Annotated in this window: 1 rRNA gene; it reads right to left on the bottom strand. The window is 57.4% G+C overall.

Annotated elements, in window-relative coordinates:
- Positions 1-10: 10 nt before the first annotated feature.
- Positions 11-1,325, bottom strand: a 16S ribosomal RNA gene (locus tag PY310_RS21185); the annotation flags it as partial.

Below are 1,325 nucleotides of genomic sequence, written 5' to 3'. Positions count from 1 at the left end.
CGCTCCTTAGAAAGGAGGTGATCCAGCCGCACCTTCCGGTACGGCTACCTTGTTACGACTTAGTCCCAATCGCCAGTCCCACCTTCGACAGCTCCCTCCCCACAAGGGGGTTAGGCCACCGGCTTCGGGTGTTACCAACTTTCGTGACTTGACGGGCGGTGTGTACAAGGCCCGGGAACGTATTCACCGCAGCGTTGCTGATCTGCGATTACTAGCGACTCCGACTTCATGGGGTCGAGTTGCAGACCCCAATCCGAACTGAGACCGGCTTTTTGGGATTAGCTCCACCTCACAGTATCGCAACCCTTTGTACCGGCCATTGTAGCATGCGTGAAGCCCAAGACATAAGGGGCATGATGATTTGACGTCGTCCCCACCTTCCTCCGAGTTGACCCCGGCAGTCTCCTATGAGTCCCCGCCATCACGCGCTGGCAACATAGAACGAGGGTTGCGCTCGTTGCGGGACTTAACCCAACATCTCACGACACGAGCTGACGACAACCATGCACCACCTGTGAACCGACCGCAAGCGGGGCACCTGTTTCCAGGTATTTCCAGTCCATGTCAAGCCTTGGTAAGGTTCTTCGCGTTGCATCGAATTAATCCGCATGCTCCGCCGCTTGTGCGGGCCCCCGTCAATTCCTTTGAGTTTTAGCCTTGCGGCCGTACTCCCCAGGCGGGGCACTTAATGCGTTAGCTACGGCGCGGAAAACGTGGAATGTCCCCCACACCTAGTGCCCAACGTTTACGGCATGGACTACCAGGGTATCTAATCCTGTTCGCTCCCCATGCTTTCGCTCCTCAGCGTCAGTTAATGCCCAGAGACCTGCCTTCGCCATCGGTGTTCCTCCTGATATCTGCGCATTTCACCGCTACACCAGGAATTCCAGTCTCCCCTACATCACTCTAGTCTGCCCGTACCCACCGCAGATCCGGAGTTGAGCCCCGGACTTTCACGGCAGACGCGACAAACCGCCTACGAGCTCTTTACGCCCAATAATTCCGGATAACGCTTGCGCCCTACGTATTACCGCGGCTGCTGGCACGTAGTTAGCCGGCGCTTCTTCTGCAGGTACCGTCACTTTCGCTTCTTCCCTACTGAAAGAGGTTTACAACCCGAAGGCCGTCATCCCTCACGCGGCGTCGCTGCATCAGGCTTTCGCCCATTGTGCAATATTCCCCACTGCTGCCTCCCGTAGGAGTCTGGGCCGTGTCTCAGTCCCAGTGTGGCCGGTCACCCTCTCAGGCCGGCTACCCGTCGTCGCCTTGGTAAGCCATTACCTCACCAACAAGCTGATAGGCCGCGAGTCCATCCAAAACCACAA

The organism is Pseudarthrobacter naphthalenicus, assembly GCF_029076445.1.
Taxonomy (GTDB): Bacteria; Actinomycetota; Actinomycetes; order Actinomycetales; family Micrococcaceae; genus Arthrobacter; species Arthrobacter naphthalenicus.
Note: the sequence above shows the minus strand (reverse complement) of the source record. Positions and strands in the feature narration are given on the sequence as shown.